This is a genomic window from Shewanella sp. KT0246, from assembly GCF_019654955.1.
Classification (GTDB): domain Bacteria; phylum Pseudomonadota; class Gammaproteobacteria; order Enterobacterales; family Shewanellaceae; genus Shewanella; species Shewanella goraebulensis.
In genome coordinates this window covers 24,704-46,560 of record NZ_BPEV01000015.1, presented here as the reverse complement: position 1 = coordinate 46,560, position 21,857 = coordinate 24,704, and the positions used below count along the sequence as shown (strand labels likewise).

Below are 21,857 nucleotides of genomic sequence, written 5' to 3'. Positions count from 1 at the left end.
TAGCTGTTTTATTATTTTGGAGTAGTCAATTGGACCATTTTGTGTGGAATCTCGACCCTGTGTTAATTTCGTTTATGGGTCTTAAAGTACATTGGTATGGTGCCTTGTTTGCCTTGGCCATTGCGAGTGGGTTTCAGGTAATGAAGCGCATGTATAAAAAAGAAGGCTTAGATGTTGAATCGCTCGATAATCTACTGATGTACTGTGTGGTCGGCATTATTGTTGGCGCACGTTTAGCGCACTGCTTCTTTTACGATCCAAGTTACTATTTTGCCAACCCGATGAAAATTTTAGCTATTTGGGAAGGCGGTTTAGCCAGCCATGGCGGCGGGTTAGGTGCCATTTTAGCGCTGTATTATTACAAGCGTAAAACCGATATGCCGTTTTTGTTTTTGTTAGACAGACTGGCTATTGCGACTGCAATATTTGGTTTTTTTGTGCGTATGGCCAACTTCGCCAACTCAGAAATATTAGGCTTACCGACCACTAAACCTTGGGGCATTATTTTTGAGCGTGTGGATATGCTGCCGCGTCACCCAGCGCAGCTATACGAAGCGATTAGTTATTTAGTTATCTTTATTACGCTATATGCGGTGTACAAGTTTACTAACCTAAAAGAAAAGCACGGCGTGATTTTTGGCTTGTTCTTGTGCAGTGTGTTCAGTGCGCGTTGGGCCATCGAAATGGTGAAAGTGAAGCAAGCAGCTTATGCCACTGAATGGACCATGAGTGCAGGGCAGTTATTGAGTATTCCATTTTTAGTGGTAGGCGTAGCCTTACTGATTTTACCGTTTGTGAGAAAGCAAAAGTAAACGCTAGATTGGTTTAATATGAATCGATAACAGGCCGTGACTTGATAAAGTCGCGGCCTTTTTTTGCTCTAATTAAGACTGCTTAAAGTAATGTGTGAATGTCGACCTTCTGGCCTTGTTCTAGTTTGTTAACCGCTGTGACTATGGCGGCATTAACGGGTGTCGCAACCTGATGTTGTTGCCCAAGTTTAACCACGGCTTGGTTTAAGTATTCTATTTCGGTTTTGCGATTAGCCTGTATATCTTCCCACATGGAAGAGCGCGCCTCGGGGTCGATATCGAGCATTTGTTTAGCGAGCACTGTAAACAGGCTGTCGGGTAAGGACAATATCAGCGGCAACCATTGGGGCTTAACTTTGGTGAATTGCGCTAAAGGTAAGTGAGCTTTTTTACATACGTTTAGCCACTCTTTCATCGCAAGGCTTAATAGTTTGCGAGTCGGTGCTTGGCTAAGCTGCTGCTTAATGGGCACGTCAGTAATCGCATTAAGTGCGTTATTGAGATTCAGCAGTAATTTGCCATAAATGATTGGCGCCATATCATCGACCAAGGTGCAGCTTAAACCATTAGAAATCATTGCTTGATGAACTGTCTGCGTATGGGGCGTGTTGGCAAATATGAATTCGCCTTCGGTGCCTTTATGAAAGGTGGCAAGTTCTTTTTGCAGCACGTTAAACGGCGTTATGCCTTGGATGACGAATCTTGATTGCTCTGGGTATTTAGATAATGCCTGTGTTATCTCATCAAAACTGCCTAGACCGTTTTGCATTAATACTATGGTGCTTTGCTTATGAGTTAGTTGCAGTAGTTGCTCAGTAATATTACTCAGCTGGTGGCATTTTAAGGTGACAAAAATTAGGTCGAATGTTGGTGTGTTGGCTTCAATTTCGGTAATAAGGGCTGTCGGCATCACTTTTTGATGCAAACCTTGGTAACTGGTGAGGGTGATGCCTTGGTTATCAATAATGCTGTGCTTAATTCGCTCGCGGCAAATGAGGCTCACATTCTGCTTTGCCATCAGTAGTTCGCCTGCGAGGTAGCAACCGGTAGAGCCAGCTCCAAATATGGCAATGTTCATTATTTTCCTTAACCTTTGCACCGAATCCTAACCCAGTGTGCCTTTTTGTTAATAAAAATCCAATAAGGGTTTTGTTTAGCGTGGCATCCGCGCAAACAAGTCACTATAATGTGCAGCCAAATATGCACGAAATTAAACTGCATAAGCTTAGATTCAAATATTAGATGCTGAGTCTAGATTCAAATATTAGATACAGAATTTGTCATCGATTCCACAAATAGGAAATTCATATGCGCCCAAGCGACAGAACACCTGCACAATCTCGTCCAGTTACGATTACTCGTCAATTTACAGCTCATGCTGAAGGTTCGGTGTTGGTTGAATTTGGTGACACTAAAGTTTTATGTACCGCAAGCTTTGAAGAAGGCGTGCCGCGTTTTCTTAAAGGCCAAGGCCAAGGCTGGGTAACTGCTGAGTACGGCATGCTTCCTCGTTCGACTCATAGCCGTATGCAACGTGAAGCTGCCCGTGGCAAACAATCTGGTCGTACTCAAGAAATCCAACGTTTAATCGGTCGTTCTTTACGTGCTGCTGTAGACATGAAAGCGTTAGGTGAGAACACTATCGTTATCGATTGTGACGTAATTCAAGCTGATGGTGGTACTCGTACCGCTGCAATTACTGGTGCATGTGTTGCACTTGTTGATGCACTTAACTGGGCGCGCGGTAAAGGCATTTTAAAAACTAACCCACTTAAGTTCTTAATTGCGGCAGTGAGTGTTGGTATTTACAAAGGTGAGCCAATCTGCGATTTAGAATACATCGAAGATAGCGCTGCTGAAACAGACATGAACGTAGTCATGACTGAAACTGGCAAGATGATTGAAATCCAAGGCACTGCCGAAGGTGAGCCGTTCAGCCACGAAGAGTTATTAAGCTTACTTGAGCTTGCTAAACATGGTATTCGCGAAATCGTGGATACGCAAAAAGCAGCATTAAGCTAAAACGTATTTGATTAAGGGGCTCTGTTAATAAGAGCCCCTTTTTTTAAGCTTTATTTAGGCTTAGTCGTCATTAAATAAAAACAGATAACAGTGTTAAGGAGATAATGTGAAAGCATATCAACGTGAGTTTATTGAATTCGCTCTTGAGCGTCAGGTATTACGCTTTGGTGAGTTCACCTTAAAATCAGGCCGTACTAGCCCTTACTTTTTTAATGCGGGTTTATTTAATACGGGTCGTGATTTAGCACGTTTAGGTCGTTTTTATGCTGCTGCATTGGTTGATTCTGGTATTGACTACGATTTAGTGTTTGGTCCGGCTTACAAAGGTATCCCTATTGCGACAACGACTGTTGTAGCGCTTTGCGATCACCATGATAAAGATGTGCCTTACTGCTTTAACCGTAAAGAGAAAAAAGATCACGGTGAAGGTGGCTCATTAGTGGGTAGCGAGCTGGCGGGCAAAGTGATGCTAGTGGATGACGTGATTACCGCAGGTACTGCTATTCGCGAGTCGATGGAAATCATCGCAGCCCACGATGCAAGCTTAGCAGGTGTGTTAATCGCACTTGATAGACAAGAAAAAGGCAAGGGCGAGTTATCAGCGATTCAAGAAGTTGAACGTGACTTTGGCTGCGCTATCGTATCTATCATTAAGCTAGGTGATTTAATCAATTACTTATCTGAAAAACCAGGAATGGAAAAAGAGCTAGCGTCAGTGAGCGCTTACCGTGAGCAATACGGTATTTAATCCATCTTCGTTAAAAACAAAAGCCAGACTTAATGTCTGGCTTTTTTGTGTTTGTTTTTCAGTGAGCAGGGTTAATGATTGCTAACTAACACTTAGACTGGTGTAAAAACTCAGCACGGGTGGCTGGGTTTGATTTAAAAATCCCGCCTAATGCCGTGGTGGTGGTTGAGCTGGTGGAGTCCATCACGCCGCGAGATTTAACACAGTAATGCACCGCATCCATCTTAACGGCCACATCTTTGGTTTCAAGCAAGGTTTGCAATGCAACTAAGACTTGCTGGGTCAGCCTTTCTTGTACTTGTGGGCGCTGGGCAAAAAAGCGCACGATGCGGTTTATTTTTGATAAACCGATAATTTTAGTGCGAGGCAAATAGGCGACAGTGGCATAGCCATCAATGGTGACTAGGTGATGCTCACAGGTGCTGGTTAGGCTTATGTCTTGCACACGCACCATTTCATCAACGCCCATCTTATTGTCGATGACAGTGATTTTAGGGAAGTTTTGGTAATCAAGCCCTGAGAAAATCTCATCAACATACATTTTAGCAATGCGGCGAGGCGTATCCATTAAGCTGTCATCTGATAGGTCTAACGCCATTAGCGTTAACACTTCTTTCATGTGATGCTCAATTTTTTGCTTACGCTCTTCTGGAGTATGAGTTTGCGGCAGCATTGGGGTTTCGAGCCCTTGCTCAGTCAGTGCTGTTTTGACCTGTAATGCAGCTTCACTTAATGCCATCTTATCCTCCAACCACAGGGGTAGTGCGTTTTACTGAGTGTATGTTAAAAATCGCCTTGTTGCTGATGCAGCAAATTAACTTGTGCTTCATGCGTCGCAATCATAAGGGACGGGGATAATAGCGTGATTTGAGTCAAATTAATATTATTGAAATAAAAAAAAGCCGACCCTTTTAGTCAAGTATTTGTTTTATGTTTAATTTGGTTGGTTTGGCGACGAATGAGATATTTATTTTTAGCATAAAAAAGCACTCAGTTGAGTGCTTTAAATTATTGCTGTTTAGCTCAGATATTTATTAGCTAGGCTTTTTATTAACTACGCTCTCAGTAACTGAGAGATTTACTAGCTGCGTAACAATTGCTGCTGCACAAACTGCCATTGCTCGTCAAAGTGCTCGGTAGGTTTTTGTTTAAATTCACTACGAACAAATTGGGCGATTCTGCCTTCGGCGATAGCTAATAATAAGTTAGCTAAAATGGCTTCATCTAAATTAAAACCATGGCCTTCACGTAAGGTTTTTTCACGTAGTATTTGCTTGATTTGGGTTTCTATTTTGGCAAATAACCCGCTGATGCGGCTACGTAAACGCTCATTTTCACCTAATAACGCATCGCCATTTAAAACACGTGATATTCCAGGGTTACGCTCAGAAAAGACCAATAACAGCTGCAATACTAATTCGCAGCGTTTCATGGTGTCTTTTTCTTCATCCATGATGATGTTTAATCTAGATAAAATCGCATCTTCGATGAACTCGATTAAGCCTTCGAACATTCTAGCTTTACTTGGGAAGTGACGATAAAGCGCCGCTTCAGAAACACCAACTTCCGCTGCCAATTTAGCAGTGGTAATACGTTGGCCAGGGCTGGTTTCCAGCATGTGCGCAAGGCATTGTAAAATATGCTCACGACGATTTATTTTGGGGCTAGCCGCCATTTGTTATTCCTAGGCTTGTGACTACTTGTAAAGGCTACTTGGTACCTGAGTGACCAAATCCGCCTTCACCACGATCTGAGGTATCAAACTCATCGACTAAGGTAAATTGTGCTTGTACGACAGGGACAAATACCAGCTGAGCTAGTCTGTCACCGATTTCTAATGTGAATGGTTTATCGCTGCGGTTCCAACAAGACACCATTAACGGCCCTTGATAGTCAGAATCAATCAATCCAACTAAGTTACCTAATACAATACCGTGCTTATGGCCTAAGCCTGAACGCGGCAAAATCACGGCTGCAAGACTTGGGTCAGCAACGTGCACTGCAATCCCTGTAGGGATTAATACAGTTTTACCTGGCTCAATGACCATTGTGGTGTCGATCATTGCGCGTAGGTCCATTCCAGCACTGCCTGGTGTGGCATAGCTTGGTAATGGGAACTCAGCGCCAATGCGAGAGTCGAGTAACTTCAGTTCTACAGGTGTTTTCATGATGTTTTTATTTTGGTCGCTATTAGAGTAAGTAATTGTTTTGCAAGCGTCAGTTTATCGGTTGCAGGCAGTTGTTGACTACCATCTTGCCAAAAAACATGTAATGCATTGGCATCGGCATTAAAGCCAAGGCCAGCGATTGATACGTCGTTAGCGGCAATTAAGTCCAACTTTTTACGTTCAAGCTTTCCGCGGGCATATTCTTCTACGTTATCGGTCTCAGCGGCAAAACCTACAGTAAAAGGTCGTTTAGTCAGGGCAGAAACGCTGGCTAAGATATCAGGGTTACGGACAAGCGCAAGCTGCATATTTTCTGACGACTTTTTAATTTTTGACTCAGCAACTTCGGCAATTCGATAATCCGCTACAGCAGCGCAGCCAATGAAGATATCTTGGTTATCGACATTATCCATTACCGCATTAAGCATGTCTTGCGCTGATTCTACATCAATTCTGTTTACGCCTTGTGGCGTCGCTAAGTTAACAGGACCTGTGACTAAGGTGACTTCGGCGCCCATTTGAGTTGCTGCCGCTGCTAAAGCAAAGCCCATTTTACCTGAGCTATGGTTAGAGATATAACGCACGGGATCAATCGCTTCGCGCGTTGGGCCTGCAGTTAACAGTAGTTTTTGGCCTGTTAACGGTTTAGGGCCAAAGAATTGCACCAGCTGCTCAGCAATGACTAATGGCTCTTGCATACGACCCGGGCCGACTTCGCCACAGGCTTGGTCGCCACTCGCCGGCCCCCACACTGTAATGCCTTTGCGGGCTACATTGGCGAGGTTTTCTTGGGTGGCTTGATTGCGGTACATCTGCTGATTCATTGCTGGGCAGATGATCACAGGTGCTTCAGTGGCTAAACAGGTGGTGGTTAATAGCTCATCTGCCATGCCTGCATTAATGCGGGCAATAAGGTTGGCGGTGGCAGGTGCCACGATAACCACATCCGCCCATCGTGCAAGCTCGATGTGTCCCATTGCTGCTTCTGCTGCTGGATCAAGTAAATCGGAGGCGACAGGGTGGCCTGACAAGGCTTGAATGGTTAGGGGAGTAATAAATTCCATCGCGCTTTGGCTCATGACCACACGAACATCTGCGCCGCGTTCTTTAAGACGACGAATTAAATCAGCGCTTTTATACGCTGCAATACCGCCACCAATTCCTAAAAGGACTTTTTTATTTGTCAGCATGTTTGGCTCAATCCTGCTATTCGCTTTATTGCCGCTACGATATCACAATCCACTTAAATGGGGATGATCCGAAATTAAAAATTTAGACCATACTCTTGTAGTTGCAAATGGCCATATCAGGTCACAAGGATGTATTAATTAGCAATATATAGGTAATAAACAAGGGAGTGTTTATGGTAATTAAAGATTGGCCTGACGGCGAAGGACCAAGAGATAAATTATTAAAGCATGGCGCAGGGCATTTATCTGATGCAGAACTATTAGCGGTTTTATTACGCAATGGATTAGCAGGGCACAATGCGGTGGATTTAGCCCGTGGGATGATCAGCAAATTTGGCGGCTTAAGACCATTATTTGCAGCGCCTAAATCTCAGGTGTGTCAATTGGCGGGTATTGGGCCGGTAAAATATGCCCAATTACAGGCTGCATCGGAGATTTCGAAGCGAATTTTTCAAGAAAACATGCATCGAGGACAAATTTTAATAAATCCTGATTTAACTCGGGACTATTTAATGAGACAATTAGCAGACCGATCCTATGAAGTGTTCGCATTATTATTGTTGGATAGCCAACATAGAGTGATTCAGTTTGTAGAATTATTCCGCGGAACGATTAATTCGGCATCAGTTTATCCACGTGAAGTGGTGACACTAGTGCTGGAGAAAAAGGCTGCGGCAGTCATAGTGTGTCACAATCACCCGTCTGGCATTGCAGAGCCAAGTCAGGCAGATCGGCAAATTACTGACAGATTAAAAAAAGCCCTTTCAACCATCGATGTTTCCCTTTTGGATCATATGGTTGTAGGCGATCAGGAGATAGTTTCCTTCGCTGAACGCGGATGGTTATTATAAACAATACTTGATCTTAGTTTTGTTATCGTGTATAAAATGCGCCCTCTTTGTGCCTCGGGCGACGGCCACACGAGGCACATAAATGCTCGAGCGTTTTAAAATTGTTTTTGGAGAAGATTGACATGTCAAGAGTATGCCAAGTAACTGGCAAGAAGCCTATGGTTGGTAACAACCGTTCGCACGCTAAAAATTCGACTCGTCGTCGTTTTTTACCTAACCTACAAAACCACCGTTTTTGGTTAGAAGAAGAAAAACGCTTCGTGCAACTACGTGTATCTACTAAAGGTATCCGTATCATCGACAAAAAAGGTATTGAAGTTGTAGTTAAAGAACTTCGTGCCCGCGGCGAGAAGGTATAATAGAAAATGGCTAAATCTAAAGGTAATCGTGAGAAGATCAAATTAGTATCTAGTGCTAAAACTGGTCACTTCTACACTACTGAAAAAAATAAGCGTAACATGCCTGAAAAAATGGAAATCAAGAAATTTGATCCAGTTATTCGTCAGCACGTTATGTACAAAGAAGCTAAAATCAAGTAATTGATTTTGTTCTTTTGAAAAGCCCCTTTATTGGGGCTTTTTTTTGGCCTTTTTTTAGTATTCGCTGACAATAATGATTACATTTATCGCTCCTACCTTTTAGCAATAAATCTTTACAGTTACACAGCTTATAAATTGGCTTATTCATTAAATCTGTCATATTTGGCCACTAGGCTGTCACATATTGTATTTTTGCTTATGTCTTCGCATACTTTTCAATGTTGTTGGGTTTTACTGTGAGTTTCACTAAGTAATTGTCACTGCAATAATTTATTGGAATGTCACTCTTGGGTGGTTTTGATACCATTTTTGAATAGTTAAATACTAAAAAGCCATAAAAAACCCAATAAAAGCCTTTTAAAGTGAATTTAAATGCAATAATATTGATTAATTATATTAACCTTGTTGTTCGCAACGAGACTTAATACCGATATATTTATTTGTGTAGGGGTTAATGTGCCTTTAAGAACCACAGAGCTTGTTGATGGTTTTCGTCATTCAGCACCGTATGTCAATGTACATAGGGGGAAAACCTTCGTTGTCATGTTGGGCGGCGAAGCGTTATTGCATAATCAGTTTCGCGGCATTTTAAATGATGTTGCCCTGTTGCATTCGCTTGGTATCAAAGTGGTACTGGTGTATGGCGCGAGGCCGCAGATTGATGCAGCGCTTCATGACGCAAACATTGAACCTAGTTATCACAATGGCGTGCGTGTTACTGATGAAGACTCACTAAAGGTCATTAAACAAGTAGCAGGTGCAGTCCAGTTTGATATTACCGCTCGGTTGTCGATGAGCCTTGGTAATACGCCAATGCAAAATGCACAAATCAACTTAGTCAGTGGCAACTTTGTCATTGCTCAGCCGCTTGGTATTGATGATGGTGTAGATTTTTGCCTGACGGGTAAAGTGCGTCGTATTGATACCCAAGGGCTTGAGCGTCAGTTAAACAATAACTGTATTGTATTGATGGGGCCTATGGCTGTCTCAGTGACTGGTGAGTGCTTTAACTTAACTGCGGAAGAGGTTGCCACCAAAGTTGCTATAAAACTGAAAGCAGACAAAATTATTGGCTTCAGTAGCACCCACGGTATTTTAGACCAAGTGGGTGAAGTGATTGCTGAGCTTATGCCTAATGAAGCGCAAACCATTTGGGATGAGATGAACCAAGCAGACCAACCTTGTGTTGGGACGATGGCATTTTTAAAAGCCAGTATCGATGCATGCCGAAATGGGGTGCCACGCTGTCACTTAGTGAGTTATTTAGAAGATGGCACCTTGCTACAAGAGCTATTCTCCCGTGAGGGTATTGGTACTCAAATCGTTACCGAAAGCGCAGAACGTTTAAGACGCGCTAATATTGGTGACATTGGTGGGGTACTGGACTTAATACGTCCATTAGAAGAGCAAGGCATTTTAGTACGTCGCTCGCGTGAACAGCTTGAAATGGAAATTGAGCAGTTCATGCTGATTGAACGCGATAGCCTAGTAATTGGCTGTGCGGCGCTGTATCCATTTGAAGAAGATAACGCCGGTGAATTTGCCTGCTTAGTGGTGCATCCTGATTATCGCGATGCAGATCGTGGCAGTGTGCTACTCAATAATATTATTGGTCAGGCTCGCGTGCGTGGCTACTCTCGCTTATTTGCGTTAACCACACGTAGTATTCATTGGTTTTTAGAGCATGGCTTTAATATCGTTGAAGTGGATGCCTTACCGAATGTGAAAAAGCAGTTATATAACTTCCAACGTAAATCTAAAATTCTTGCGTTAGATTTATAATCCTAAAAATTTAGCGTAATAAAATGCCACTTCATGGTCATACATGGGTGGCATTTTTGTTATGCTCGACAAATCTATCAGCTCACTATTAGCACTTTTAAGCCTTTGGAAAAATGATGAATATTGAACTTGCAGGACTCTCTAGTAATGCCATGGCGAATTTTATTGGCTTGTTAATTGGCTTAGTGCTGTTAACGATACTGCTGAAAGTGAAAAAATTACCAAGTGCGGCGTTTTATTCAAGCTTAGGGATCATTATTGCGGTATTCGCTTTGTTTTCGCTGACCATGTATCAATCGAGCCAATCAAGGGTATCTGTGAGTCAGTCGGGCGCTGTTGAGGTGAATATTCCATTGTATGGTCAACATTTTGAGGCTGGTGAGGTCGATTGGCAGCAAGCTAAGGTGATAAACCTTTTAGAAGAGCCTCAATACACGCCTAGCAGGCGAACTAATGGATTGGGCCTAACAGGATACTTTTTAGGTTGGTTTACGCTTAAAAATGGCGATAAAGCCCTAGTGTCGGTGACAACTAATGAAGCTGTATTACTCGTGCCAACAAAGAGAGGATATACGTTGCTGTTATCGGTGGAAAACCCGCAAGCAACAATGAATAAGATTGCTGCTTTGCAGGAATAAGAGAGATGGGCTAGCAGTTTATGTTTGCTTGATGCGGCGTCTGCGTTGCAATGCCATATCCGCAGTAAAGATAATTAACGCACTCCAAATAAAGCCAAAGGTGATGCCTTTTTCAATATCGAAGGGTTCGTTATATAAAAAAATCGCTAATATGAACATGATACTCGGGCCAATATATTGGAAAAATCCTAACATTGACAAGGGAATACGCATCGCCGCCCCCGCAAAACATAATAGCGGCACAGTGGTAACAATACCGGCAGCGATGAGCGTTAAGTTCATCGTCATATTGTTGGTGAAGATGTTTGCTGTTGCCGTATCTAATGTCAGCAGCAAATAGCCTAAAGCTACGGGTAATAGTATCGCGGTCTCAACCAGTAAACCGGTTTTAGCATCAATGTTGACCTTTTTACGCAGTAAACCGTAAAAACCAAAAGAGCAGGCTAAAGCTAGCGATACCAATGGAATTGAGCCAAACGAGATAAGTTGAACTAACACACCAATACTTGCGAGTGCCACTGCCAGCCATTGTAGTTTCCGTAAGCGCTCAGATAAAAATACCATTCCCAGTAACACATTAAATAATGGGTTAATAAAATAGCCTAAGCTTGCATCTAGCATATGGTCGTTATTAATCGCCCAAATGAAAATAAGCCAGTTAACGGCAATCAGTACTGAAGTAACCGTTAGCACTAACAGTTGTTTGGGCTTTTTCAGCACCAATTTAAGGCGCGAAAATCCGCCAATAAACTGCATTAAAATAATGATGAAGAAAAATGACCACAGCACTCGGTGAGCCAAGGTTTCAAACGCCGAGACATCGCTGAGTAATTTAAAATAAAGAGGCGCAATTCCCCAAAGGAAATAGGCACAAATGGCAAGGGCGATGCCTTTACGGTGTTCAAGATCTTGCATGGGAACCAACTGCACGGAAATAGAGAAAGGGCGATTGTAGGTTGCTGGTGATGATCACTCAAGTTATTAGCGTAATCATTTGTTTCATTCTGATTAACTAATAAGAATTTAGCAGGTAAGGATTTAACTGGTATGTGATGAACTAGTGCAAAATTTCCCTAGTTCATCAAATTAACGCTTAGCTCAATATATTAACCAACCATATAAGTGCCAGTACCAAAAGCTAAATGTGTCCCTTGCTCGTTATGTAGCTCCATGCGACAAACTGAAACACGATTACCTGAGCGAATAACACAACCTGTGCCAGTAAATACTTCACCACGACCTGGACGTAAAAAGTCTACACGCATGTCGATAGTTCCTAAGGTGGTTAAGCGTTTTTCTAATTGCTCGATTGTCCAATCTTCTCGACTTGAGACTAACCCTGCAAATGCGGTTAATCCTCCAACCACATCCAATAAAGTAGCTGTTACGCCGCCATGGAGAATGTTTTGGTGGATGTTACCGATAAGTTCGGGTTTCATACGAATAACAACTTCAACGCCTTCGGTGTCATAGCGTTTAATTTCTAATCCCAATAGATTATGAAATGGTACATGTTTATCAAAAATTTCAGCGACTTGCTTTAGTGCGTTTAATTGAACTTCCGTTGTCATAGTTAACCTTTTTATTGTTATTTGAGGTCGAGTGGCATGGGCAAACTAGCTAGAGTATTTAATCTAACTTAATTAGCTTTATAAAATCAATGCTGCATATTTGAGCAGTTAAAGATTGCAGGCTGACATTGGGTCGAGACATATGCGTGGCAGTGCTTTAAAATGACGCTTCTTATCTTCAGCCTAAAAGATGGACAGTCCTATTTCCAGTTCAAGCTCAAGCCAAACAGTTGATCAAATCGACTCTGCACCCAACGCGACTCAACAAGAGGCGCAGGATGTGCTTGGGCATCAGTTACAACAGATATTTGGTTATCGAGACTTCCGTGAAGGGCAGCGTGAAATTATTGAGCAGACATTGAGTGGCCAAGATACTTTGGTGATCATGCCTACTGGTGGTGGCAAGAGTATGTGCTACCAACTACCAGCCTTAATTTTACCGGGTCTTACCGTAGTGGTTTCGCCGTTAATTTCATTAATGAAAGATCAAGTGGACAGCTTGACTCAATCTGGTGTCGCAGCGGCTTATTTGAATTCATCTTTGCCACGTGACGAGACAGTGTCGATTTTGCGCCGACTGCATCAAGGTGAGATTAAACTGCTTTATGTTTCACCTGAGCGATTATTAAGACCTGATTTTATTGAACGATTGCACGAGCTTCATGTGTCATTATTTGCTATTGATGAAGCGCATTGCATCAGCCAATGGGGTCATGATTTTAGACCTGAATATGCAGCGCTTGGTCAATTGAAAGAAATATTCCCGTATATTCCGCTAATGGCGCTTACTGCAACGGCCGATCAGGCTACGCGAGATAGCATTTGCCAGCGTTTGAGCATTAATCCATTTTGCTTATTATCCAGTTTTGATCGACCTAATATTCGTTATACGGTGGTTGAAAAGCTCAATGCTGCGAATCAATTAAAGCAGTTTTTACAACTTCAAAAAGGCAGCAATGGCATCATTTACTGCAGTAGTCGACGACGCGTTGATGAGGTGGCTGATCGCCTGAAACTACAAGGATTCAGTGCTGCGGCGTACCATGCTGGTATGACCCAAGAAGAACGCATTGATATTCAGGATAAGTTTTTAAAAGACAAAATCGACATTGTGGTGGCGACGGTTGCTTTTGGTATGGGAATTAACAAGTCCAATGTGCGCTTTGTGGTGCATTACGATATCCCTAAAAGCGTCGAGTCTTATTACCAAGAAACGGGTCGTGCTGGCCGTGATGGGTTAGATGCTGAAGCTTATATGCTGTTTGACCCTGCTGATATCGGTCGAGTGAAGCACTTAATCGAGCAGTCAGAACCTGGGCCGCAACAAGATGTAGAGTTTCACAAAATGAATACCATGGCAGCCTTCGCTGAAGCGCAAACTTGCCGCCGTCAGGTATTGCTGCATTATTTTGATGAGAGTGCAGATAAGCCTTGCGGTAACTGCGATGTGTGTATCGACCCTCCTAAGAAATATGATGGCACTGAAGATGCTAAAAAGGTGCTTTCTTGCATCTTTAGGCTTAAGCAGTATTTTGGCGTGAATCAGGTCATTGATGTATTGCGTGGTTCAAAAGCCGCTAACGTGATGGATCGTGGCCATAATAAATTATCCACTTGGGGCATTGGCAAAGATCAGAGCCATGAGTATTGGTTATCGGTCACTCGTCAGCTGATCCATTTAGGTTTAGCAAGCCAAGACATTACCCGTGGCTCGTCAGTTAAGTTAAATGAATCTGCCAGACCAGTTTTACGGGGTGACGTTAAGTTAAAGCTGGCAGAACCGCGAATTCAATTAGTGACCACCAAGCGCCGCACCAGTTCATCTCGTGCGCCGCAGCAATATGACCGCAAACTGTTTGCTCGTCTTAAACTACTGCGCCGTGAGTTGGCTGAAGAGCACGATGTACCACCGTATTTGGTATTCAATGATGCAACCTTAGCTGAAATGTCAGCTATGGTGCCTACCAGTGCAGGTGAAATGTTGGCAGTGAATGGGGTTGGTGAGCGTAAGTTGAGTCGCTTTGGTAATGCATTTTTAGATGAAATCAGCCAATACCTGATTGAAAACTAAATTGTTCTAACTGTTGTTAATCAATGTCATCACAGACTCTAGTTACAGCTCTTGTTGCCAAGAATCCAATAGGAGTAACTAAGTTTAGTATTCACTGAGTGCTATGTCCCTAATTTCGAACAATCATCATTTCTAAATAATTCCTCTCTTTCGTTTGCAGATACTGCAATCACATTAAGCTTATTTCATATTTGATATAACAATTTTTGTTTAGTTGTTTTCAATTTTTTTATGCAAGTTTTATCCATTGAAGTGACTGTTTTCAACCACGGTAAAATTGAGTGAAAATAAATGCTTAAATCAGTGTATATCAAGCTTTACGGCACGATACATAGCTCAAATGAATTGGTTTAACTCAATTTATGAAGAGCAAACCTACAGCATTATGTTTGCCAATGGCTAAAAGATGAATAAATTGGGGTTGACACAGCAGGCTGGTCACGTTAAAAAGTGGGTATAGAAAATTTTAATTTAAGAATAATTAGTTAACTTTAATGAATATTTATAGTGGTAACATTCTCCTAGGTCTCCTTCTTCTCTTACGCAATATTTGCGCGGAGTCCTTTGTGTTACTTGCTAAATAAGTTTACTGGCATTCACAAACCCCGCGCTAACAGCCGCGGGGTTTTTTGTTTCTACAACCGATTAAATTTTTGAACAAACAAATTAAATGAACAAATACAGCTAACGAAATGGATTTAAGCGGTACCAAAATGCAGCAGTAAATCGTTAGTTAGGCGAGCAAACTTTTACGTGAACAATAGGTTCGATGGAGAAAACTGATGTCCAATAGAGTCATAATATTTGATACCACATTGAGAGACGGCGAACAGGCGTTAGCGGCAAGTTTAACTGTGAAAGAAAAACTTCAAATCGCACTGGCGCTTGAACGCTTAGGTGTTGATGTTATGGAAGTCGGTTTTCCTGTGTCATCGCCTGGTGATTTCCAGTCGGTACAAACGATTGCTAAAACGATTAAAAATAGTCGTGTTTGTGCCTTATCCCGTGCATTAGAAAAAGACATTGATGCCGCCGCCCAAGCCATGGCTGTTGCTGACCAGTTCCGAATTCATACATTTATTTCAACCTCGACCATTCATGTTGAAAGTAAACTAAAGCGCTCTTTTGACGATGTATTAGAAATGGCCGTAAGCGCGGTTAAATATGCGCGTCGCTTTACGGATGATGTTGAGTTTTCTTGTGAAGATGCTGGTCGTACACCGATTGATAACTTGTGCCGTATGGTTGAAGAAGCCATTAAAGCAGGCGCACGTACCATTAATATTCCTGACACTGTGGGCTACACCGTACCAAGTGAGTTTGGCGGTATCATTCAAACTTTATTCAATCGTGTACCCAACATCGACCAAGCAGTGATCTCGGTGCATTGTCACGATGACTTAGGTTTGTCAGTGGCCAACTCCATTACCGCAGTTGAGCATGGTGCGCGTCAGATTGAATGTACTATGAATGGCATTGGTGAGCGTGCAGGTAATTGTTCACTAGAAGAAATCGCCATGATCCTTGCAACCCGCAAGAATTTATTAGGGCTTGAAAGTAATATTAATGCTAAAGAAATTCACCGAACCTCATCGCTTGTGAGCCAGCTATGTAACATGCCTATTCAGGCTAACAAAGCCGTGGTGGGAACCAATGCATTTTCTCATTCATCAGGTATTCACCAAGATGGCATGCTAAAAGCCAAGAATACCTATGAAATTATGACCCCAGAAAGCATCGGCTTGAATCGTAATAATTTAAATATGACCTCTCGTTCAGGCCGCCATGTGATTAAACATCGCATGGAAGAAATGGGCTACAAAGAAACCGATTACGATATGGATACTTTGTACGAGCAGTTCTTGAATTTAGCAGATAAGAAAGGCCAAGTGTTTGATTACGATCTTGAAGCGTTAGTGTTTATGGAAGCGCAAACTCAAGATGATGATAACTATTCGCTGCAGCACTTAATGGTGCATTCAGATTCAACTGAAGGTGTGGCAACAGCTACCGTGCGTATTGTGGTGGATGGTAAAGAAATTACTGAAGCCGCTACAGGTAATGGCCCAGTCGATGCAGCGTATAACGCCATTGCACGTGCAACGGGTCGTACAATTAATATTACTAATTACAAATTAGGTGCTAAAGGCGAAGGCCAAAATGCACTAGGTCAGGTGGATATTACTGCTGAATACAATAAGCAGACATTCCACGGTGTCGGCTTAGCGACAGATGTGGTTGAGTCATCAGCACAAGCATTAGTGCACGTGATGAACTTAACGTATCGCGCAGATAAGGTCGCTGATTTCAAACAACAGATTCATAAAGATAGGGAGTTAGGTGGAGTATGAGTTATCAAGTAGCAGTATTAGCAGGTGATGGTATTGGTCCAGAAGTCATGGCTGAAGCACGTAAAGTGTTAAAAGAAGTTGAAGCCAGATTTGAACTAGATATTGAATATGCTGAGTACGATGTCGGTGGTATTGCCATTGATAACCATGGTTGCCCACTGCCAGATTCAACTTTAAAAGGCTGTGAAGCTTCAGATGCCGTGCTATTCGGTAGTGTTGGCGGGCCTAAGTGGGAGCATTTAGCGCCTAACGATCAACCTGAACGTGGCGCTTTATTACCACTTCGTGGTCACTTCGACTTGTTCTGTAATTTACGTCCTGCCAAGTTGCATACTGGACTTGAGCATATGTCACCGCTGCGTAGTGATATCTCATCACGTGGTTTTGATGTGCTATGTGTTCGTGAATTAACGGGTGGTATTTACTTTGGTAAGCCAAAAGGGCGCCAAGGTGAAGGACCAGATGAAGAAGCGTTTGACACTATGCGATATAGCCGCCGTGAAATCGAACGTATCGCCCGTATCGCATTTGAAGCAGCACAAGGCCGCAGCAAAAAAGTCACGTCCGTTGATAAAGCTAATGTTTTAGCGTGTTCAGTACTGTGGCGTGAAGTGGTTGAAGGTGTTGCCAAAGAGTTCCCTGATGTCGAGCTTGAACATATTTACATTGATAACGCGACCATGCAGCTGTTACGTCGTCCGAATGAATTTGATGTCATGCTTTGTTCAAACTTATTTGGCGACATTATTTCTGATGAAATTGCCATGCTAACGGGGTCGATGGGCTTATTATCATCAGCCAGCTTAAATAGCTCAGGCTTTGGTATGTACGAGCCTGCTGGTGGCAGTGCGCCAGATATTGCAGGTCAAGGTATTGCAAACCCAGTGGCGCAAATCTTATCAGCGGCGTTATTACTTCGTCATAGTTTAAAACTTGAAGATGCGGCTAGTGCGATTGAACGTGCTGTTAGCAAAGCATTATCACAAGGTTATTTAACCGGTGAACTATTGGGTGCTGATGAACGCCACAATGCTAAATCAACCAGTGAAATGGGTGACTTTATCGCAAACGCTGTTAAGGAAGGTGTCTAATGGCAACTCAAGTAAGTGCTGCTCAAACCCTGTATGAAAAAGTATGGGAAGCTCATGTATTAGCATCGCCCGAAGCGGAGGCGCCGATTATTTATGTCGACCGTCACCTTGTTCATGAAGTGACCTCGCCACAAGCGTTTAGCGGTTTAAAAACGGCGGGCAGAAAGCTACGTGCACCAGAAAAAACCTTTGCCACTATGGATCATAATATCTCTACATTGAGCGCGAGCCTTGATGCAATGAGCCCTATGGCACGTATTCAGGTTGAAACTCTAGCGCAAAACTGTAAAGAGTTTGGCGTGAAGCTTTATGATATTCATCATCCTAATCAAGGTATTGTCCATGTAATGGGCCCAGAGCTGGGTATTACTTTACCTGGTACGGTCATTGTTTGCGGTGATTCACATACTGCAACACATGGTGCATTTGGCGCGTTAGCATTTGGTATTGGTACCTCTGAAGTTGAGCACGTTTTAGCTACCCAAACTTTACGTCAATTAAAAGCCAAAACCATGAAAGTGGAAGTGCGTGGTAATGTCGCCGAAGGCATTACTGCAAAAGATATCGTACTGGCGATTATTGGTCGTTTAGGTATGGATGGCGGTACAGGTTACGTGGTTGAGTTTTGTGGCGAAGCCATTGAAGCATTATCAATGGAAGGCCGCATGACCTTATGTAACATGGCCATCGAAATGGGCGCTAAAGCGGGTATGGTTGCACCAGATCAAACTACATTTGATTATTTAGAAGGTCGTGAGTTTTCTCCTAAAGGCGATGACTGGGAGCAAGCTGTAAAAGATTGGACTGCACTTAAAACTGACCCTGATGCAACGTTTGATGCAGAAGTGGTGCTTGAGGCTGCCGATATTGCGCCGCAATTGACTTGGGGCACAAATCCAGGGCAGGTGGTTCCGATTGATGCAGAAGTGCCAAATCCTGAGACTGAATCTAATGCTACCGTCCGTGGCAGCATGGAAAAAGCGCTTGAATACATTGGCCTGACTTCTGGCACTAAGATGGTCGATATTCCAATCAATAAAGTGTTTATTGGCTCGTGTACTAATTCGCGTATCGAAGATTTACGTGCAGCAGCCCATCACGCTAAAAACCGTAAAGTCGCAGATGGCGTCGTTGCCATTGTGGTTCCAGGTTCTGGCCAAGTGAAGTTGCAGGCAGAAGCGGAAGGTCTAGATAAAGTCTTTTTAGAGGCGGGTTTTGAGTGGCGTTTACCAGGTTGTTCTATGTGTTTGGCAATGAACGATGACCGCTTAGAAGCGGGCGATCGCTGCGCATCAACCAGTAACCGTAACTTTGAAGGCAGACAAGGCCGTGGCAGTCGCACTCACTTAGTGAGCCCTGCAATGGCAGCAGCAGCTGCCATTGCAGGCCACTTTGTTGATATTCGTAAGCCTTATTAACCGACAACCAAAAGGAAAATCAGATGCAAGCTTTTACAAAACATACTGGTCTAGCGGTTGCGATTGACAGCGCGAATATCGATACCGACCAAATTATTCCTAAACAGTTTTTATCTAAAGTCACCCGTGATGGGTTTGGGGTTCACTTATTCCATGACTGGCGTTACCTAGATGAAGCTGGTGAGCAAGATAACCCAACGTTTTCTTTAAACTTACCTCGCTATAAAGGCGCTTCAATTTTATTGGCGCAAGAAAACTTTGGCTGTGGCTCAAGCCGTGAACATGCGCCATGGGCGTTAGCTGATTTTGGTTTACGAGTCGTGATTGCCCCAACGTTTGCCGATATCTTTTATGGCAACTCGATCAATAACGGTTTATTGCCAGTAAAACTAACCCATGAGCAAGTTAAAAAGCTTATGGCGGAAGTTGAAGCAACTGAAGGCGCTAACATTACTGTCGATTTAGAGTCGCTTACTGTGACGTCTCCATCAGGTAGTGTATTTAATTTTACTATCGCGGAATCTGCAAGACACAAGCTATTAAACGGCTTAGATGCCATTGGGTTAACGCTTGAATATGCGGCGGCCATTAGCGACTATGAAACAAGCATTCCTGCTTGGCGAGCTTAATAGCGAATAGTAGATAAATAGAGTGTCATTTATTAGCTTACTGAGAGTGTCGAGTTAAGCTATTTTTTGATTCGCAAATACATCCTTATTTAAGTTATAGGGTTTAGCGTACACCTGTACCAAGTTTATATTAGTTAAAGCCTCTACTGGTTTCAGTAGAGGCTTTTTTATTGAATTAAGAAAATGATATCGCAATAAGGTTATGAATTTAAATGGTAAATCTATTATTGGTTTCTGTTTGATAAAAACTTAGTTTAAATCACTATCAATTTTAGCGTACTGGTGTTTAACATTTTTAACCTTATATCTATATGATAAATATGTATTTAATCTTTGTATTGGATATGTTTGATGTAAGTCTTAGCGAATGATTTCTTGAAAAAACGCTTATTTGGGTAATTGCGGTGTGACTTGGGTCACTTAAAATGTTTGATATCAGTCTTTTGCTAGTTATTTACTCTGATTTAAGTCTTTTAGTTGTAAATTTATTCTGCATCAGTAAACTTGCCGCGATTTCAAATTGAGCAATTGCTCTAATGATGTAAGAGATTAGGCAAACATAAGATTTGCTATAAACAGAGACTAATAATGAAAAAGACAATATTGACTGTGGCAGTTAGTGCCATGCTTTTCGGGGCAACGACTCAAGTAAATGCGGCTGGTTTCCAGTTAGCTGAATATTCTTCGACTGGTTTAGGCCGTGCTTTTGCTGGTGAAGCTGCAATGGCAGATAACGCAGCAGCGCAAGCTAGAAACCCTGCAATGCTAACGTACCTTGAAGGCCGTCAGCTTTCTGGTGGTGCTATTTATGTCATGCCAAATGTTGATGTACTTGGTGACGTTAGTATTTCTTCTCCATTATTAGGGGCCGATCCTGTGATGGTACCTGCCGATGCAATTGATATTGCTGACAGCGCGGTAGTACCTAATTTCTATTACTCGAATCAATTGAACGACCAGTGGACTTGGGGTTTAGCAGTTAACTCTAACTATGGTTTAGCGACAGAGCTAGATGCTAGCCATGCAGCTGCTATATTTGGTAGCGAAACTGGTATCACCACAATTGAGTTCAATCCGAATATTGCCTACAAGGTGAATGAAGCATTCAGTGTCGGTGCTGGCTTACGTGTTGTTTATGGTGAAGGCCATGTCGGTGCATCTATGCCGGGTTGGATTGATGGTGTTAAGCAAGCGGTGCCAGACTTAGCGCCAATGTTACCGGATGCTGGTGCAAGCCTTAAATATATGGAAGGTGATGATATTGCTTTCGGTTGGCAGTTAGGTACTAGCTGGCAAATAAACGACACTCACCGTTTAGGCTTTGCTTATCATAGTGGCGTTGAATTAGAACTAGACGGCGATGCATCTGGTTTACTTTATGATGGCGGCCAAGATGTTTACATTGAAGGCTATTTACCGATCGAATTACCAGCGTTTGCAGAACTAGCATCGCATCATCAGTTCACTGATAACTGGGCAATGCACGCTAGTGTCAACTGGACTCAATGGAGTGTATTTGAAGAGTTAGTGGCGTATTTCCCTGGTGAAAATAAGCCAACTGGCGATCTTGAGTCCGATCTAGTTAAAGAAGAGAACTTTAAAGATAACTGGCGCTTTGCTGTCGGTTCGACTTACCAGCTTAATGATAAGTGGTTAGTACGCGGTGGTGTAGCGTTAGATAAAGGCGCTGCGCAGGACGAGTATCGTTCAACTACAATTCCTGATTCTGACCGTTTATGGTTCAGTGCGGGTGCTGGTTACCAAGCGACTCAAAACTTAACGGTCGATTTTGCAGTGACTTACATTAAAGGTGTAGGTGATGCTCCGATTAACGAAACTCAAGATTTATTGGGTTTGGCATCAGTTAACTTCAGCGGTGACGTTGAAGCTGACGTATGGTTAGCGGGTATTCAGGTTAGCTACAAAATGTAATCTATTGGTTTTGTTTGCCAATTTAGATTAAAGCCTCGCTGATG

Annotated in this window: 21 protein-coding genes; 14 read left to right on the top strand and 7 right to left on the bottom strand. The window is 42.7% G+C overall.

Annotated features, from left to right (window positions below):
* Nucleotides 1-29: 29 nt before the first annotated feature.
* Nucleotides 30-812 carry a prolipoprotein diacylglyceryl transferase gene (lgt, locus tag K5Q58_RS09265; protein ID WP_220753647.1) on the top strand — a complete coding sequence of 261 codons (783 nt, stop codon included), beginning with the start codon at nt 30-32 and terminating at the stop codon, nt 810-812.
* 82 nt (nt 813-894) lie between these two features.
* Here the strand turns inward: lgt and K5Q58_RS09260 are convergent, their stop codons facing one another.
* On the bottom strand, nt 895-1,890 hold the full coding sequence (locus K5Q58_RS09260) for a 2-dehydropantoate 2-reductase (protein ID WP_220753646.1): 996 nt from the start codon (nt 1,888-1,890) through the stop codon (nt 895-897).
* Between the two features lie 230 nt (nt 1,891-2,120).
* On the opposite strand from K5Q58_RS09260, the gene rph reads away from it, so the two are divergent.
* Nucleotides 2,121-2,834: a ribonuclease PH gene (gene rph / locus K5Q58_RS09255; RefSeq protein ID WP_055025233.1), complete on the top strand. Its 714-nt coding sequence runs from the start codon at nt 2,121-2,123 to the stop codon at nt 2,832-2,834.
* A gap of 106 nt (nt 2,835-2,940) precedes the next feature.
* The gene (gene pyrE, locus K5Q58_RS09250; RefSeq protein ID WP_065110096.1) at nt 2,941-3,582 is read left to right on the top strand and encodes an orotate phosphoribosyltransferase; all 642 of its coding nucleotides are present in this window, start codon (nt 2,941-2,943) and stop codon (nt 3,580-3,582) included.
* An 85-nt stretch (nt 3,583-3,667) separates the two neighbouring features.
* Here the strand turns inward: pyrE and folE are convergent, their stop codons facing one another.
* The 4 genes from folE to coaBC all read right to left on the bottom strand — a co-directional run bounded on the left by folE (nt 3,668) and on the right by coaBC (nt 6,940).
* Nucleotides 3,668-4,321, bottom strand: coding sequence for a GTP cyclohydrolase I FolE (folE, locus tag K5Q58_RS09245; RefSeq protein ID WP_220753645.1), 654 nt, complete (start codon nt 4,319-4,321; stop codon nt 3,668-3,670).
* 342 nt (nt 4,322-4,663) lie between these two features.
* Nucleotides 4,664-5,257: a nucleoid occlusion factor SlmA gene (slmA, locus tag K5Q58_RS09240; protein WP_220753644.1), complete on the bottom strand. Its 594-nt coding sequence runs from the start codon at nt 5,255-5,257 to the stop codon at nt 4,664-4,666.
* Nucleotides 5,258-5,291: 34 nt separating this feature from the next.
* Nucleotides 5,292-5,750: a dUTP diphosphatase gene (gene dut, locus K5Q58_RS09235; RefSeq protein WP_220753643.1), complete on the bottom strand. Its 459-nt coding sequence runs from the start codon at nt 5,748-5,750 to the stop codon at nt 5,292-5,294.
* A complete protein-coding gene (gene coaBC, locus K5Q58_RS09230; protein WP_220753642.1) occupies nt 5,747-6,940 on the bottom strand; it encodes a bifunctional phosphopantothenoylcysteine decarboxylase/phosphopantothenate--cysteine ligase CoaBC in 1,194 nt (397 codons plus the stop codon). Before coaBC ends, dut begins: the two co-directional genes overlap by 4 nt.
* Nucleotides 6,941-7,113: 173 nt before the next feature.
* On the opposite strand from coaBC, the gene radC reads away from it, so the two are divergent.
* From radC to K5Q58_RS09205, 5 genes are all read left to right on the top strand, one after another.
* Entirely contained in the window at nt 7,114-7,791 is a 678-nt protein-coding gene (gene radC / locus K5Q58_RS09225; RefSeq protein ID WP_220753641.1) for a DNA repair protein RadC, read from the top strand.
* Nucleotides 7,792-7,913: 122 nt separating this feature from the next.
* A complete protein-coding gene (gene rpmB, locus K5Q58_RS09220; RefSeq protein ID WP_055025225.1) occupies nt 7,914-8,150 on the top strand; it encodes a 50S ribosomal protein L28 in 237 nt (78 codons plus the stop codon).
* A gap of 6 nt (nt 8,151-8,156) precedes the next feature.
* Nucleotides 8,157-8,330 (top strand): 50S ribosomal protein L33, encoded by a 174-nt coding sequence (gene rpmG, locus K5Q58_RS09215; RefSeq protein WP_011494790.1) that lies wholly within the window; start codon nt 8,157-8,159, stop codon nt 8,328-8,330.
* Between the two features lie 456 nt (nt 8,331-8,786).
* On the top strand, nt 8,787-10,112 hold the full coding sequence (gene argA / locus K5Q58_RS09210; protein ID WP_259651299.1) for an amino-acid N-acetyltransferase: 1,326 nt from the start codon (nt 8,787-8,789) through the stop codon (nt 10,110-10,112).
* A 116-nt stretch (nt 10,113-10,228) separates the two neighbouring features.
* Nucleotides 10,229-10,750, top strand: a complete 522-nt coding sequence (locus K5Q58_RS09205) for a PH domain-containing protein (protein WP_220753640.1) — start codon at nt 10,229-10,231, stop codon at nt 10,748-10,750.
* An 18-nt stretch (nt 10,751-10,768) separates the two neighbouring features.
* On the opposite strand, the gene rarD is transcribed toward K5Q58_RS09205, so the two are convergent.
* Both rarD and K5Q58_RS09195 read right to left on the bottom strand, forming a co-directional pair.
* On the bottom strand, nt 10,769-11,665 hold the full coding sequence (gene rarD, locus K5Q58_RS09200) for an EamA family transporter RarD (protein ID WP_220753639.1): 897 nt from the start codon (nt 11,663-11,665) through the stop codon (nt 10,769-10,771).
* 191 nt (nt 11,666-11,856) lie between these two features.
* Nucleotides 11,857-12,321, bottom strand: coding sequence for a thioesterase family protein (locus K5Q58_RS09195; protein WP_220753638.1), 465 nt, complete (start codon nt 12,319-12,321; stop codon nt 11,857-11,859).
* 190 nt (nt 12,322-12,511) lie between these two features.
* Between K5Q58_RS09195 and recQ the strand changes: the two genes are divergently transcribed.
* The 6 genes from recQ (at nt 12,512) to K5Q58_RS09165 (ending at nt 21,813) form a co-directional block, all read left to right on the top strand.
* On the top strand, nt 12,512-14,392 hold the full coding sequence (gene recQ, locus K5Q58_RS09190) for a DNA helicase RecQ (protein ID WP_220753637.1): 1,881 nt from the start codon (nt 12,512-12,514) through the stop codon (nt 14,390-14,392).
* Nucleotides 14,393-15,174: 782 nt separating this feature from the next.
* Nucleotides 15,175-16,743, top strand: coding sequence for a 2-isopropylmalate synthase (gene leuA / locus K5Q58_RS09185; protein WP_220753636.1), 1,569 nt, complete (start codon nt 15,175-15,177; stop codon nt 16,741-16,743).
* Complete coding sequence (gene leuB / locus K5Q58_RS09180) at nt 16,740-17,834, top strand: 3-isopropylmalate dehydrogenase (RefSeq protein ID WP_220753635.1); 1,095 nt, start codon at nt 16,740-16,742, stop codon at nt 17,832-17,834. Before leuA ends, leuB begins: the two co-directional genes overlap by 4 nt.
* Nucleotides 17,834-19,252 carry a 3-isopropylmalate dehydratase large subunit gene (gene leuC / locus K5Q58_RS09175; protein WP_220753634.1) on the top strand — a complete coding sequence of 473 codons (1,419 nt, stop codon included), beginning with the start codon at nt 17,834-17,836 and terminating at the stop codon, nt 19,250-19,252. The genes leuB and leuC overlap by 1 nt, the downstream gene beginning before the upstream one ends.
* A gap of 23 nt (nt 19,253-19,275) precedes the next feature.
* The gene (gene leuD / locus K5Q58_RS09170) at nt 19,276-19,881 is read left to right on the top strand and encodes a 3-isopropylmalate dehydratase small subunit (RefSeq protein ID WP_220753633.1); all 606 of its coding nucleotides are present in this window, start codon (nt 19,276-19,278) and stop codon (nt 19,879-19,881) included.
* A gap of 588 nt (nt 19,882-20,469) precedes the next feature.
* Nucleotides 20,470-21,813, top strand: coding sequence for an outer membrane protein transport protein (locus tag K5Q58_RS09165; RefSeq protein WP_220753632.1), 1,344 nt, complete (start codon nt 20,470-20,472; stop codon nt 21,811-21,813).
* Nucleotides 21,814-21,857 lie beyond the last annotated feature (44 nt).